13 protein-coding genes are annotated in these 14,818 nt (G+C 31.9%); 3 read left to right on the top strand and 10 right to left on the bottom strand.

Annotated elements, in window-relative coordinates; genetic code table 11:
• Positions 1-254 precede the first annotated feature (254 nt).
• The 8 genes from A4F88_RS03060 to A4F88_RS03025 form a co-directional block, all read right to left on the bottom strand.
• A complete protein-coding gene (locus A4F88_RS03060) occupies positions 255-800 on the bottom strand; it encodes a YceI family protein (RefSeq protein ID WP_068841049.1) in 546 nt (181 codons plus the stop codon).
• A 15-nt stretch (positions 801-815) separates the two neighbouring features.
• Complete coding sequence (locus A4F88_RS03055; RefSeq protein WP_068841048.1) at positions 816-1,166, bottom strand: hypothetical protein; 351 nt, start codon at positions 1,164-1,166, stop codon at positions 816-818.
• An 11-nt stretch (positions 1,167-1,177) separates the two neighbouring features.
• Complete coding sequence (locus tag A4F88_RS03050; protein ID WP_068841448.1) at positions 1,178-2,023, bottom strand: DUF5777 family beta-barrel protein; 846 nt, start codon at positions 2,021-2,023, stop codon at positions 1,178-1,180.
• A 2-nt stretch (positions 2,024-2,025) separates the two neighbouring features.
• The gene (locus tag A4F88_RS03045) at positions 2,026-2,397 is read right to left on the bottom strand and encodes an OB-fold protein (RefSeq protein ID WP_162268779.1); all 372 of its coding nucleotides are present in this window, start codon (positions 2,395-2,397) and stop codon (positions 2,026-2,028) included.
• 133 nt (positions 2,398-2,530) lie between these two features.
• Positions 2,531-3,406: a COG4315 family predicted lipoprotein gene (locus A4F88_RS03040; protein ID WP_068841046.1), complete on the bottom strand. Its 876-nt coding sequence runs from the start codon at positions 3,404-3,406 to the stop codon at positions 2,531-2,533.
• Positions 3,407-3,722: 316 nt separating this feature from the next.
• Positions 3,723-6,230 carry a TonB-dependent receptor gene (locus tag A4F88_RS03035; RefSeq protein ID WP_245179010.1) on the bottom strand — a complete coding sequence of 836 codons (2,508 nt, stop codon included), beginning with the start codon at positions 6,228-6,230 and terminating at the stop codon, positions 3,723-3,725.
• Positions 6,231-6,257: 27 nt separating this feature from the next.
• Positions 6,258-7,157 carry a FecR family protein gene (locus tag A4F88_RS03030; RefSeq protein WP_068841044.1) on the bottom strand — a complete coding sequence of 300 codons (900 nt, stop codon included), beginning with the start codon at positions 7,155-7,157 and terminating at the stop codon, positions 6,258-6,260.
• A 49-nt stretch (positions 7,158-7,206) separates the two neighbouring features.
• Positions 7,207-7,722, bottom strand: a complete 516-nt coding sequence (locus A4F88_RS03025; protein ID WP_068841043.1) for an RNA polymerase sigma factor — start codon at positions 7,720-7,722, stop codon at positions 7,207-7,209.
• Between the two features lie 200 nt (positions 7,723-7,922).
• Between A4F88_RS03025 and A4F88_RS03020 the strand changes: the two genes are divergently transcribed.
• Positions 7,923-8,942: a hypothetical protein gene (locus tag A4F88_RS03020; protein WP_068841042.1), complete on the top strand. Its 1,020-nt coding sequence runs from the start codon at positions 7,923-7,925 to the stop codon at positions 8,940-8,942.
• Positions 8,943-8,960: 18 nt separating this feature from the next.
• Here A4F88_RS03020 and A4F88_RS03015 read toward each other — a convergent pair whose 3' ends face one another.
• The gene (locus A4F88_RS03015) at positions 8,961-11,675 is read right to left on the bottom strand and encodes a S8 family serine peptidase (RefSeq protein WP_068841041.1); all 2,715 of its coding nucleotides are present in this window, start codon (positions 11,673-11,675) and stop codon (positions 8,961-8,963) included.
• A gap of 559 nt (positions 11,676-12,234) precedes the next feature.
• On the opposite strand from A4F88_RS03015, the gene A4F88_RS03010 reads away from it, so the two are divergent.
• The gene (locus A4F88_RS03010; protein WP_068841040.1) at positions 12,235-13,077 is read left to right on the top strand and encodes a M57 family metalloprotease; all 843 of its coding nucleotides are present in this window, start codon (positions 12,235-12,237) and stop codon (positions 13,075-13,077) included.
• A gap of 160 nt (positions 13,078-13,237) precedes the next feature.
• Here the strand turns inward: A4F88_RS03010 and A4F88_RS03005 are convergent, their stop codons facing one another.
• Positions 13,238-13,603: a secretion protein gene (locus tag A4F88_RS03005; protein WP_068841039.1), complete on the bottom strand. Its 366-nt coding sequence runs from the start codon at positions 13,601-13,603 to the stop codon at positions 13,238-13,240.
• Between the two features lie 441 nt (positions 13,604-14,044).
• Here A4F88_RS03005 and A4F88_RS03000 point away from each other — a divergent pair, with 441 nt between their 5' ends.
• The gene (locus tag A4F88_RS03000; protein WP_068841038.1) at positions 14,045-14,773 is read left to right on the top strand and encodes a DUF3108 domain-containing protein; all 729 of its coding nucleotides are present in this window, start codon (positions 14,045-14,047) and stop codon (positions 14,771-14,773) included.
• Positions 14,774-14,818: the final 45 nt, after the last annotated feature.

Raw genomic sequence — 14,818 nt, 5'->3', positions numbered from 1 at the left:
GTAATTTTTAAGGATTTTAGATATTCTAATCCTACTTATGAAAGGGTAATATTCTGGGGTTGAAAATTAAAATTAAAAAGTTATTCTGCTGAAAAATATATACTTTGATGTACCAGGTTTGTTAAATCTTTAGTTTATAATCAGATGGGTAAAGAGTTGATTTAAAACTTGTAATAGATTAGTTAAATTTAATGAATTTGATTTTTATCTGGTACATCAAAGTATATAGTTGTTTTTGTTTTGATTTATTGTAATTACAATTTTGCAAGTACCAGATTGAAATTTACTTTGATTTTATCAGACACTTTTTTACTGACCAGTTTCGGAATTTCAATATCAAAGTCTTCCGGTTTTACATCAAAATTTCCGGTTACCGTAATTTTTTCATCTGCTTTTAAAATTTTGGCAGTTGCAGTTATTTTTTTTGTTTTACCATGTAAGGTAAGATCGCCTGAAATTTTAAATACATTGGCTTTAGAGGAGAGTTTTGTACTATCAAAATCTTCGACTTTTCCTTTAAAGGTAGCTTTTGGGTACTTGTCTGATTCTACATAATTTTCATTAAAGTGTTCTTCCATTAAAGCTACTTTAAATCGAAATCCTTTCATGAGTGTTAAAACTGCAATTTCTCCTGTAGAAGATTCTAAAATAGCCGAAGTGTTTTTATTTTCTGCTGCTACTTCTTCAAAAGAATCAACAGTAGCTTCAAATTTTAAACTTCCTGTTTTTGTGGTATATTTTTGAGCAGAAATATGAAATATTCCAAGAAACAAAAATAAGAGTACAATTTGTTTTTTCATTTTTTTAGTGTTGATTTATTTTTCTAATAATCCATCCGTATTCCATTGAAGGATTGTGTTTATTTTGTCCTGAGGCATTCTTCCGGCCCTTGGCATTTGTCCCGGGGTTCCGTTTTGCTGCTGAATTCGAACTAAAAAGTTGGTGTTTACCAAAGCGTCTTTAACCTGGGCATATGTTTCTAACGGTAAAAGTTTGGAACCAGAATTATGACAGGCGATACAATTGGCATCAACAATAGCCTTGACATTTGCGTTGTAGGTAACCTTTTCTACGATAACTGTTGGTTCCTGCAAACTCTCATAAGTATTAGATTCACATGCGCATAACGACAGTATGATACCGGATAGGTAAATGTATTTTTTCATATTTTATACTTTTAAAAAACTCTATATAAATTAAACCCAAAGAAGAAATCGCCTTTGCCCCAATCTCCGGATGCACTTGTGAGGTAGCCGCTTTCGGTCATAGATTGAGAATTTGTAAACATCAATTGAAAAATATGACCGCCGGTTTCTATGTCCAGTCCCACTGATAATGGATTGTTATAAAAATTAGGCTTATTAAAATTTGCACCATATTCTAAATTAAGTGAGAGTCTTTTGGTTAGTTTTACTCTTCCGCCAGCACCCAAAGTAAATTGATTGTCATTTTCTATATCCGGATTGTAAAGGTTTTTATGGATATATGACGGAACCAATTCCAGAGATAGTCTATCAGAGAATTTTCTTGAAATAAGAAGCTGATTTACATAGGTTAATCTGTCAGAAAATTCAATTTTAGGGTAATCGTCTTTTTTTAATCCGCTATTAAAATCTATCGTACTATAACCCACAATGTCAAAAGGAAAGGCTTCATTTTGTCTTATAAGCCTGTATTTTAATGAAGCTTCGTTCATTTTTAGTAAAGTATGATGTGATGCACTTACAGAAAGCCAATCGGTAATTCCGTAAATTCCTCCAATTTTTGTTGTGGCATTATCAAAACCAAAGAATTCAGAAATTCCGCCTTTTACAGTACCAAACCGATGTGATATGACAATATACAGTTCTTTTTTGGCTGCTAATTTTGTCGATTGTAATGTTATAATTTGCAAACCTTTAAAAGTTGCGGTAGCATTTTTATCGACTACTTGTGTTGAATCCAGAGTGGAGAGTAAATCTTCCTGTGCATTGCCATAAAGACAAATTAAAAAACTGGCTATTAGAAATATTTTTTTTTTCATATTTAATGTTGTTGTATACTGCATTGATCAAATTTTACTACTCCGAATAAATCATCAAAACCAATACATCTTCCTTTTATATTAATAGGTTTGTTTAGGAAAGCCTTGTTTACTTTTTCATTCATTTTACAAAATACAGTACCATCTACTGTCATAGTAGAATCAGTAGCTTCTGAGACTATTCCTTTAATTTCAATGGTTTTGTTTAGATATTTTGAATCTCTTTCTTTGGGATCGAGTGTATATTCTTTTTCTAAATTTTTAGCAGTAATAGTCAGTATTGATTTTTCAGCATTGATGTCCCGGGCATCTTGATACAAAATATTCTGATAGATATAATAGGGGCCAAAACTGATGACTAACAGTACGATCAAAATTTTGATTTTTGTTTTACTCATATTGAATTTTATGATTTAAATTTTTGAAGTAATCTACCGGAATCCTGCTTTTTATTATTTCAAATTAGCCCAATTTCCATTGGACTAATTTGAAATATGTTATGTTTTGTTAGATTGCCAGTGGTGCGTCTTTTACAGGAACCGGCCAAACACCCGGGCTTGGAAAACTTATTCCTTTATTTGCTCCTCTTACTCCGGCATCTTGCCCAAAATAATATAAAGGCCAGCCGTTGTAAACCAATTGTGATTTACCAAATACACTAATGACAGAAAACTTAGACTTGTCAAGAATAGAAGGAATTACAATTTTATCTGTTTCATATATTGGCCAAACAGCATTATTTGAAAAATCAGATTTGGTAAAATTGTTTTTCTTGAAATTGTCATTTTTAAAAGTGTACAAAGTGTTTCCTAAAGCATCTGTAAAATAGGTCGTTAAACCATCACCAACCGTATAATCTGATTTGTAATTTTTTGTGTCATGTCCTACAAGCTGACTTTTTACGAGCATGATAGAATAATCCGGTTTTGCAATAAACCAAATACCACCAACTCCGTCTCCGGTTGTCTGACCTTTAATTTCCGGAGTGTTTATCCCGTTTACGCTTGGTGCATAATAGTATAATGGCCATCCTTTGTAGGTAAGTTGTTTTTTATTTGATGGAGTTGTAATAGTGCCAAAATCAGAGAATGTTAATCCTGTCCCTAATTTGTCAGCTGTTAAATTATCTACATAAAATGGAGGCCATACAGCTTCGCATCCGCCTGTACATGAGGCTTGCCCTTTTGCATCTGATCCAAAAAAGTATAAAGATTTCCCGTCTTTATCAGAAAGGTAAGACCCTAAAGTGGTACTTACAGAAAGGCTAACTTCTTTTTGTGCTTGTGGTGGGGTAGGTGTAGTATCTTTGTCATTACTACAGCTTACGAAAAATGTTGCCACTATAACAGCAACTACGGCAAATTTAATTTGTTTTAATTTCATTGTTCTTTAATTTAGTTTATATCGAAAAGGGAAATAAGCTTTACCGATTAGTAAAGTATTTTGTTGTAATTTATATCAAGAAGTTATGCTTGATTTTAATGAATGTTTCGTTTCAATAATTTTATGGTTTATCGTTACGAACTGTCATTAAAAAAATAGCCTTGATGGTAAATTATCAAGCGTTTTAATGGGGCCATTTTTCTATTTTTTTGATAAGGTTCAATAGTAAAACAGCCTTGAAAAGGATTACCCTACCAAAGAATTGATCTTTTTATAAAAAAAATGTAAGAAGGACGGAGATTTTTTAGAAATAGTATTAGAATGAAACTCTAAAACTCATGTTTGGAGTTCTTTGCAGTGCGAAAGTCTCAATTTCTTCTATAGAGTTTGTTAGTGAACTAACTCTGTAATATTCGCTGATTTCATTTTTTCTGTTCAGAATATTTAATATCGACAGACCTATTTTGTATTGAATTCCTTTTGTAGTTTCCCATTTATAAGTAGAAGAAATGTTAACCTGCGAAAAAACATGTAAATTGGTATTGTTTGGTTTATTGTAAACCAATACAGGATCTGAAAGATTGATTTGAGAGAAATCAGGAGACGTTTTTGGCCTGCCCGAAGACCATTTTGTACCCAGCGCAATCTTGAAATTGTTTCTCTCATAAATTCCTGCCCATGATACGGTATGCATTAACTCAAAGTTGTTAGGAAAGCTTGGGTATTGATAATTAGAAAAATGATAATCATTATGGTTATAGGTATAACTGAGCCAGGTCAGAAAGTGATTCATCTTTTTCTGAATCAGCATTTCTGTTCCAAAAACTTCATAATCACCGGTCATTTTAACAAACTCTAACTGGTTCTGAAATCCCTGACTGGATGTTGTAATTCCGGACACTTTTTTATAAAAGTTTTCTATATCCAGCAACCAGTCATTTTTTTGATAGAATAAATTAAGAGAGATTTGTTTGCTTTTCTGAATGGGTATTGTGGTATTATTTGAAACAATCCAACGTCTTTTTTCAATACCAAAATAATCTTTTTGCAAATCAATAATCTGTTGCGAATTTTGGCTTTTTAGTTCGCCCAGCAATTCTAAGTTTAGATTTTTATTGATACCATAACCAAATTGAATTCGGGGCTCTACAATGCTCTTTCTGAATTTTTCGATATAATTAATGCGTGTTCCTATCTTAAAATAGATTCGCGATAGTGTATCGTTGTATTTCCCTTCAAAAATTAGAGCATGGGTTCTCAGTACGTCTTTTTCTTTACGATAAAAATCAGGATTAGCAACCTGCTCTAAATTGGTAATGCCAATTTCATTGAATTGATAGCCATCATTAAAACTAAACCTGGAATTAATGATATGGTTGTTTTCTAAGTTAATTCCGTTATTACTTACCTTATTTTCCTGAATTACAATTTGATCTTCATCTGTAGTTTTCTGGTTGGCAAAAAGTTCGTACGAAGAGTTATAAACATTAATTTTAGTGGTATTGAAGTTGTTCCAGTTTCTCTTCCAGGACAAATTTCCACCATAGTTTTGTTGTCGTAAAATGTTGTTTTGAGATTTGTTTATATTGTATGAAGCGGCACTTTTAAAAACCTCCAGATTGTCTTTAATCGTAATTAAATCCAAAATAATCTGGTCTTTTTCGCCTATTTTCTGTGCATATTTTAGTGTAGCGTCATGGAAGCCAAATTTTTTATCACTGCGATAATTGACATTTTGTTTGTCTGAAAAATCAGTGATTGTAGTGTTTTGAAATACTTTATTGAAATATTCCTTGTATGTAGGTGTTTCCAGAAAATCAGTAATTGATTTACGTGCTGAAATTTCAATATAACTTTTTTTAGAAAGATTATATTTTGCATAAATATCGGCATTGATCATGTTTATTCCCGCACTGACAGTATTTTTTTCTGTTGTTTCGGCAGTAGAAGAAATAGCGACTACACTGGAAACACTTTCTCCGTAAAATGCCGAGCTTCCGTTTTTATAAATAGAAATAGTGTGTGCCAAATTGGGATTAAAAACAGATATCAAACCGAAAAAATGTCCGGTTTGAAACATTCGTATCCCATTCCATAAAAATAAATTTTGATCGTGTGTACCACCGCGCACATTAATGCTTGCGACACTTTCGTCAAGACTGTTTACACCCGGAATTTGCTGCATAGTCTGTAAAGCGTCAGGTTCGATAAGTCCGGGCAGAATACTGAATTTTTTAGGTTTAATTTCAAATGATCCATCTGTGTTTTTTGAAATTCCTGATGCCAAAATCGCACTCGCTTTAATTTCATGCAGCTCTGTAATTTCAGGTTCTAATACAATTTGGAGACAGTTTTTAGAATCCTGATTTCCCAATACAATTCTTTTGGTGAGAAAACCAACATGACTGATCGAAAAAGTAGTGGCATCTTCTTTTTTAAACTCAAAATAACCGTTTGAATCAGATGTAACATGAGTTTTGTTGAGTAAATTAATATTGGCATTTTCAACAGGTTTTCTATCTATACCGGAGGAAATGTAACCGCAAATTTTCTGAATTTCATTCTCTTTTTTATAAATATTGATGAATTTGTTTTCTATGTTTTCAAAAGACAAATTGGTTTTTTTAGCCAGATATTGTAGCTTTTGGTCCAGGGAAAGTGATTTTTTTGGAGGATTTAATTGCAGGTTAGAGATGTTGTCTTCGGTGTAATTGAAACTAATCAGATGCTGCTGTTCAATATCATTTATGATTTTCTTTAATGGCATAAGTTTTCCTTTGTCCTGAGCAGAAAGGTTCAGGACAAGGAAAAATGAGATAAACAAAAAATGAAATGATTTGGGGAGCAGCATTTATTTTTCGTCAAAAATTATTTTATTTTTTGAGACTTTTTTAGCCTCTAAATGGTAAGTTGTACTAATAATTTGTAATGCCACATCTAGATCTTTAGTTGGTAATTTCCCTGTAAACAATGAGGTTGTATCTTTCGCATTCAGCTCTATGGTAATATTGTATTGTCTTTGAACTTCATCTAACAGGCTTTTAATATTTTCTTTGTAAAAAGATATTTGATTGTCGATCCATTCCGGTTTTGGCGAATCTACAATGGCGCTGAATTGTTTTCCGTTTTCAAAAGTAACGCTCTGTCCGTGCGTTAATAAAATCTGGGTGTTGGCATAATTTACTTTTACACGACCTTCATAACATACTACATCAAATCTGTTTTTTCGGGCCTTAACATTAAATTGAGTTCCTAAAACGGATACTTTTCCCAGTTTGGTCTGTACTACAAATCGTCTGCCTTTGGCTACCCTGAAATATGCTTCACCTTTTAATTCAAGGTTTCTGTTGTTGTCCCAATTCCATTTTTTATAACTTATTTGAGAACCGGAATTTAGAACCACTTCAGAATTATCAGGCAATGAAAAAGTAGTTCGTTCTCCAAAATCTGCTGTTTGTGTTTGAGGTACAAAAAACTTCATGGCAAACGTAATTCCAAAAGCTAACACTAAGATTGCAGCTGCTCTAAACATCCATTTTTTGTATAACGGAACTACTTTTGGAGCGACTTTTTTCTGATTCAAAATGTTAGACAGTATAGCATTTTCATCCAAATCACCTACTTCCAGATGATTGGTATAATCTTTTATCTTTTGGTATTTTTCAAAATCGGGACTTGCTTCAAATTCAGCTAATTCATCCTGAGATAAATCATTGTTAAGCCATTTTGCTAATAAGCGATTTTTTTTCATTGTACTGTACTATATTATTAAAACAATTAGAACTATAATTACCCTACTTTTATAAATCAATTTCTTTACGTAAGCTTAATAAAGCTAAATGAATGCGTTTTTCTACCGCTTTTACACTGATATTCAGTTCTGTGGCGATCTCGCTGTATTTCTTCCCGTCAACCCTATGCATTAAAAAAGCAATACGCTGTTTTTCGTTTAAGTTTTCAATGGCTTTTAATAGTTTGGACTGAAATTGTTTTTCTTCCAGAATATATTCGGGACTTTCATTTGTTTTATCTAAACCTGTGAAGTTTTTTTCATATCTCAAAACAACTTTCTGATGCGCAACTTCGTTGAGACTTTTATTGTTTGCAATTGTATAAACATAAGACTTTGCTTTTTCCAATGGTACCGAAGCGCAGTTTTGCCATAGTTTTACAAATGCTTCCTGAGCTACATCTTCTGCCTGGTCTACATTGCCAAATTTGTAAAAAAGAAAATTCCGAAGTGCTTTTATATGACTTTTAAAGAAAGACGAAAAGATCATCTCGTCGCAAGTGTTTGATTGGTTTTTAGTTGGCATTTCAATTTTCAATTGGTATGGTGCAAAAGTATTTGTTTTTAGTTTAAGTAGGGTAAAAGCAAAGCTGATTGTTTTACAGATGCAGGAAATGTTATTTTCGTGTGATAATTAGGGATTTATATAACAAAAACGAAACCCCTGACACCGAATTTATTAAAAGACAGTTTCTTAAAAATTATTACATTTGTAAAAATATAAATATGCCATCTTTTAAAAAATATTTATCACTAGTAGCTTTACTGTTCTTAATGTCTTGTCAAAGTGAATTACAGGAACAAGATGATAATCCACAAACAACAGTAACAAATGTTTCTCCTCTTACTACTTATTTACAAAGGGTTGCCATGGTTTCAACAGTGCAGGACAATGTAATCGACAGGTCTAGTTACTGTACTATAAAATTTCCTTATACTGTTACTGTTAATAATGAAAAAATTGCTGTTAATACTGCTGCCGATTACCAAAAAGTAACAGATAATATTAATGCAAATACATACGATGATGATATAGTAAAAATAGACTTTCCTGTAACGATGGTCTATTATAATTATATCGAAAAAAATATTCAGAATGAAACTGATTTTAACGTTTTAATCGATTATTGGAATCTTCACCCTGATTTGTTATCAAAAATTAACGGACTGAATATCAATTATCCTATTACAATTAATATTTACGACAGTGCTAGTCAAATTGCAGGTTCTGCCTCTATAGTAAGCGATCTTGCATTTTTTAATTTCATAAAAAACCTGAACAGCAATCAATATATTTCTTTAAAATATCCAATTGCCATTAGAGACTACAATAATCAGACTAAATCTATTGCAAGTAATTTAGAGTTCGAGAATGCTATAAAATATGCTATTGATTACTGTCCGGAAAACAACATTGTAACTCTTGATTTTGTAGAAACACTAACAAAAGGCGCCTGGGGAATACCTTATTTTTTTGATAATTCAGAAAAAACAGCAACATACAGCGGCTATTCATTTGTTTTTAAAAGTGACCAATCAGTTGTCGCAACCAAAGGAGCAGTTTCTGAAACAGGTCAATGGGAAACGACCGTACAATACGGAGTTAAACAATTAAAAATAAATTTCAATACAGAATTACTGGGTAAATTGAACGGTAACTGGAAGTTGTTTGAATTTAATAATTCGCAAATAAGACTTCGTGATGTGAGCAATAGTACTAAATATCTTTATTTTGAAAAAAAATAAATTTATGAGGAGAATGACTTAAAAAACTGCAATTTTTCCTGTTTGCGTCTCGCCTGAGGTTGTAATTATTTTATAGATATAAATTCCTGAGGCCGTATTTTTGAGATTGATATTATTGATTTTTGAAACTAACGGCGAAGTCATTGTGTTTTGTCCACTAATATTGTACAAATAGAAAATAGCATTTTCCTCTTTTTGGGTTTGAATATTTAATTCTTCATTTTTGCTTAATAGTGTAGGGTAGACATAAAATAAATCATTGCCTAAATAATTGGTATCCAGAATCAGAGAACTTATTATGTTATTGTTTTCTAAAATGATGTTTATTTTATACTTATTGCTGCCTTTTATGGGAGCAACATCTAAAAAAGAGACTGTTTTTGAATTGATGTCATTTATGGTACTAATAACATCTTCAGTGTTATTAATTATTTTTACTAACTCAATTCTTTTGATATTGTACAGGCTAAAAAGGCTGGCATCAACTTTTACTTTGTTGTCGTCATAAACTTCTGCCAAAGTCAGCTCAAAATAGCAATTTGAGTTTTGAGGATACTGTAATGTCGATTCACTTTTGATGCCTTCGTTATTGTCAAATACAGGAATAACAGTGTAAATTTTTCCATCTGTATAAGTATAATTAGCTTTTGAGATTTGTTCTTTAAATTTTAAAGAATCTCCTGTTAGTTCATAAATATTAAATAAAGCAACATCAGCAGGCTGGTACCAATTAATTTCTGTTGTGCCATCGCAAACTAAGCTGGTACTGATATTTAGATCGTAAGAAATCGTAAAAGGGTCAGAGATATAATCAGTATTGCCAATGGTCATTTTTAATTTTGCTTTTGAGAATTTTTTTTCTGTTGGTGTATAAGTAAATTGTTCATTATTGAGGTTAATGCTGTTTGCAATAATTTCCCAGGTCAGCCCATTATTGTAACTAATAGACAATTGCCCGGAGCTGCCTGAAAACGACGAACTCCATTTGAAAGGAGAAATGGTTTTACCATCATAAGGAAAATTATCATTATTCATGGGATAATTCCATTCAAATCGATTTTCCAATTCATATTCGTAAGCAATGCTGTATTGCTGAGTTGCATTTGAGATGTAAGAACCTGTAACATTTATGGTATAAGATCCCGATACTGGATTTTCAACCGTTATTTGTTCTACAGTATTAATTTTATCTTTTCCCCTGACTGCTGACTGCTGAGGAGTATCAGGATTAAGAATCCATGGTAAAAAAGAGGTATTGTCAGCCGAAATAACCTGCATGTCTAAATCGTTTATCAAACTTATATTGCTGTTGATTGCAGCGGGTAAGTCGTTCCATACCAATGTAATTTTTAAGTTTTTTGCATTTGCCGGAAGCGTAATAATATGTGAATTTATCTGACCAGATGTCAAATTACCGGATATAATTCTATTTTCGGTAATCGTTTTTAAACTTTTATCTGCATCTATATTGCCATAACCATAGGTAAAATCCGGACCCGGATTACCTAAATCTTTTGCGCTATTAATTAAAATTGCTTTTGTCTGGATATTCGTCAATGAGCTATTGTATATGGCTTTATAATGCTGTTTCATAAGCGTAATAATTCCTGTAGTTAATGCCGTAGAATTTGAAGTTCCTTGTGTACTAAAGGCTACTAACTCTGGTTTTATCCGGCCGTCATACGCCGGACCTTTTGAAGAAAACGGCATAATTATTTCGTTTTGGTCGATACAACCCACCACGATACTATTTTTGGATTGTTTGAAATTACCAGTGATCGATTTATAGCCCTGAAGTCCACTGTTACCAGAAGAAAAACAATGAGTGAGATCAGTGTTTGAGTACAATTGCGAGTCATAAGCATTGGCAAGCGAACCATAAAAATTCTCAATCACTGTACCATAAGAATGATTTTGAGTGGTAACGCCCTGTAATGTTACAATTTCATCAGGATAAATATTCGAAAAGTCTGACGATTGTATCTTCGCTTTTTGTGCGACACCTTTTCCTAATGCAGAACTATTTCCTAATCCGGAAACTATAGTGGCCATAGCCGTTGCATGACTCGATACAATGGCTGATTCTGTTACAGAAGGAATGTGTTTGTTTAACAAATCAATATCATTTACATCAAAAAAATCATCTTTGATCGATACAACTTGATTTTCGCCTGCTAAAAGCGGAAAATTAGCATATACTTTATTTATGGAGTTGATACTGAAATTCTGATCTATTATTTTAGATTCACTTTTTGGTTGGAGTGATTCCTGGGAAACAGAAGATACACTGCTCAAAGTTATAACCTCATCAATAATTTTTTTGGAGTCACTTTTTATAGCTATAAGATGGTTGTTCAGTATTTTAATATCAGAAATATTAATTGATTTCAAGTCCGCAAGTAATGCTTTGAGAGTATCGGTTGCTATTATATATTGCTTGTCTTGGCTATGATTTGAAAAGTTTGGCGGTAATTTCCATAAATTATTAACCGGAACAGTCTTTTTTAAAGTCAGATTAGACCTTAGACTTTTATTTTCTACAATACAAAAAGTACTGTCGAGTTTCTTTACAACCTTGTATTTATTGTGATGTGCATTTTCTAAAGTGGTTAGGTAGTATTTATCAAATTTTCTTTCGTTTTCTTTTTTTAAGTATTGATTCCATTTTTCAGACCCTTGAGAGAAACTGATTGTCGTTATCATAAGAAGGAAAAAAGTAATTTGTTTCTTCATTTATTGTAGGTTTTAGTACAATTATAAGCATTCTTATCGATGACGCAAAATTGACTATTGCAGTTGCTTATGATTTTTTAATTTAAATAATACAAAGATGAAATTTTTGTTTAATGATTTCTATTTGAAATATTTATCTGTTTTGGGCAAGTCAAAGTTATCAAAATATTTGTAAAAATTTTATGATCTTTTATTTCATTCAGGTTCTTCTAATTCTGTAGAGGTATTATTCTCTTTTTATTATCCTTTTTGGTGTTTTAAATGTCATCTAAAATGGCAAAATTATTTTTAAACACTTGTTAAAAATAAAATAATATAGGAGGATAATTATGTCTAATGAGTTGATTTATATTTAGTTATTGATTTTACTGGGCTTCCCGTAATAATCAGATAATCAGTATTAAAAAAAGCATAAAAAAAGACTGTTAAAAATGTTAAAATTTCATCTTATAAGTATTTTAATATTAAAATTTGTATAAATTTGGAGACAAATATTGTTAATATTTTGTGAAGAGCCCCTATTTTATCAACTTATTTTTCACTACCAAAAAAACCTATTATGAAAAAAATTAAGTCAATTTTAGCCTTATCAATTATGGCGCTAACGTTGTTTTCCTGTAACAAAGAAGAGGAAGCAACCCAATCTCAATCTCAATCCAATAATGGATCACTTAAAGTGACAGAAGATGTGTTAAAAAAAATTAGTGCACTTTCACTAAATAACACCGATGTTCAGGTAATTAAGAATACTAAATTAGATGGTACTACTGAAGATGCATACCTGATTGAAGGATGTATCGTTATTACGGCAGATCAATTAAACAAAATGGATCTTCATGGAGGTATTACTACAGAACAATACCGTACAACTAATTTAGTAGCTGCTCCAAAAACTATTAAAGTTGTTGGACTATCAGGAACTGGTACAACAGCTCTAAGTACAAACATGCGTGCTGGATTACAAGCGGCAATAAATAGATACAATAATTTAGGATTGTCTATTAACTTTACGCTAACTTTTAGTTCCAGTACTGCAGGTGCAGATATCGTTGTCCGGAGACAAACGGGATCTGCTGGCGGAGTAGCAGGTTTCCCTTCAGGAGGAGCACCTTATAATTCAGTTACTTTATATTCTGGATTAGATACTTATTCTACAGGTGTAAATGCGCATGTATCTGCACACGAAATAGGCCACTGTATTGGTTTACGCCATACAGACTGGTTTAGCCGTCAAAGTTGTGGGCAAAATTCAAACGAAGGAACAGCTGGTGTTGGAGCAATCCAAATACCGGGAACACCTTCAGGATATGATGCAACTTCTTACATGAGAGCATGTTTCGGTTCAAATGAAACCGGAGCTTTCAATGCTAACGATGTTACAGCTCTGAATTATTTATATTAGAAGTTGAATTAGGAGTGTTCTTTGCAAAATATAAGAGGCTGTTTCACAATTTGTGAAACAGCCTCACTTTTATTGAATATTTTAGACTAATAAAAAAAACAGCTTGTTAGGCTGTTTATCTATTTGCTTGGGGCAAAAAAGGTATTATATGCGAAGGATTTTAATAGAGAGACTCATTTAATTCTGGTGCTTTGATTTTTTTAGAAACAACTCTAATTTGGTAAGCAGCAGTTTTTCCGCTTTCAGTTATTTCTAAGGAATAAATTCCGGCAGGATGATTTTCTAAACTAATTGTTTTTGAAATTTCTAACTTATTAATTTCAGATTCTCCTTTGTAAATTAAATTGAGGTTTTGATCATAAATGGAGAAAAATGAATTTTCAGCACTATCAAGAGGAAAGCTTTTCATTTCTCCATTTCCGGTTATAATATTAAGAACATAGTCTTCTTTATTTTCGCCCGGGTAGGTATAAATTGAGGTAAGCAATAGGCCTTCAATCAGACCTGTTGTACTAAATTTAGTCATTTTTGTAATTGTTTAATTATCAAAATAATCGAGGCGCAAAATTATAAATAAATTTAAATTTTGTTCAAAAAAAACCTATTAATATATGTGTAAAATGCTGAATTGTAAATGTTTCGGTGTTTTTGTTAAATTTTATACAAAAAATGCAATTGTAGCGTATTCTTTTTAAGGGTAATAAAAAAAAACAAATTGATTGTCAGTTTATTAATACCGCAAAAAAGGATTAAAAATGGAGAATAATTTTTTTTTGGTATTTTTTGAATAGAAAAAGAAGAAAATTTAGGTTTCTCACAGTCATTTATTATAATTTTTTGAAATAGAATTTCGTGTATTGAGCCTTTTAATTATATTTTGAACTATTCAACTTTATAGAATGCAGGATGTTAGGATTAAAGCCTTTGTAACAAAATTATATTTTTGCGTCAGATAAGGAAAAAAATTATGAAAAGAATATTTACCCTTACACTTGCCTTTATAGCATGCAGTATGACTGCACAAACTAAACTCCTGCCGGGAGATAAGACTATCGAAACAAAATGGATTAAAAGTGAAAAGTATGCTATGAACTGGTATGCGATGAAAGACACTGCAAAATTCGAAATTGCCAAAATTATTACGACAGTCAATCCAACAAAAAAGGATCTCACTATCATTACTGATGTGGAAATTAAGAATGCAAAAGTAAAATGGGTAGATTCAACCATTGTTGCCATGCCATCACTTGCTCCGGTGTATCATTCATCTTTTAATATGCAAAGGGATATTGTTTTAAAATATGGCAAGACGGTAACCGGTTACCACACTGCTAAAGGAAAAGAAAAAGAGAACATTAGCGAAACACTAACTGATCCTTGTTTTGACAGCAGTTTTTATCCTTATTTACTAAGGTTACTGCCACTTAAAGAAGGCTATACAAAAGAGATTGCTATTTTTGATTATAATCCTCAAAAAACAGGATTATTTACAGCATCAGTTAAAAGTGTAAAATCAGATACCTGCAAAACTAAAAAAGGCAAGCTGGAAGTATGGGCAGTTACTGTGGCTGACGAGATAGGAGGAAGCGCAACAAATACAGTGACCTATTATATTGGCAAAACCGACAGGAAATTGTGGAAACAGGAATTTTCAGCCCGCGGACAGCACTTCGTAATGGAAGTGAGTGAATTGTAATAATTTGATTAACGAGTTGTTTATTCAGTACAAAAATAATAAATC

Source organism: Flavobacterium chilense (assembly GCF_001602525.1).
Taxonomy (GTDB): domain Bacteria; phylum Bacteroidota; class Bacteroidia; order Flavobacteriales; family Flavobacteriaceae; genus Flavobacterium; species Flavobacterium chilense.
This window is presented reverse-complemented; position numbering and strand designations above follow the sequence as displayed.